Source organism: Roseiconus lacunae, assembly GCF_008312935.1.
GTDB classification, from domain to species: domain Bacteria; phylum Planctomycetota; class Planctomycetia; order Pirellulales; family Pirellulaceae; genus Stieleria; species Stieleria lacunae.
Window position 1 is genome coordinate 1 of the sequence record NZ_VSZO01000040.1, and the last position, 373, is coordinate 373.

Below are 373 nucleotides of genomic sequence, written 5' to 3' on the forward strand. Positions count from 1 at the left end.
GTGCATCCGATTGTTCGCGAGCCCGCGCGCAACGACAGCACGAAGCACCGTCGCCATTTGCCAGTGTAACCGATTGAATACCTGAAGTGACATCCGGCGTCCCAGTCAGGCGTCGGTTGTCCGCATCCGCTTGTGCGTCAAATCAAGTGAATCGAAGAACAACCTCGCATCCAATACGATCAACTGCCCCGCGATATTCGAAGCGAATCCCAGGAAACAGAGGTCACGTGACATAACGATTGGCGACATTGGAGTGCAGTATGCCAAGAGCCGTTCCCATCAGGCGTTGGCTAGTCGCCATCTGTCAAACCGTCTGCGATCTGAAGCAACATCGATAGGCGATGGGCTTCTTCTGAGCACGGAACAAAACCAT

Annotated in this window: 1 protein-coding gene; it reads right to left on the bottom strand. The window is 54.2% G+C overall.

Annotated elements, in window-relative coordinates; translation table 11 throughout:
* Positions 1–105: 105 nt before the first annotated feature.
* Positions 106–249: a hypothetical protein gene (locus FYC48_RS27950; RefSeq protein ID WP_160149710.1), complete on the bottom strand. Its 144-nt coding sequence runs from the start codon at positions 247–249 to the stop codon at positions 106–108.
* Between the last annotated feature and the right edge of the window lie 124 nt (positions 250–373).

Bases quoted from the DNA above. Each gene is read 5' to 3' on its own strand.
- FYC48_RS27950 (WP_160149710.1), bottom strand. From the start codon at position 249: ATGTCGCCAATCGTTATGTCACGTGACCTCTGTTTCCTGGGATTCGCT.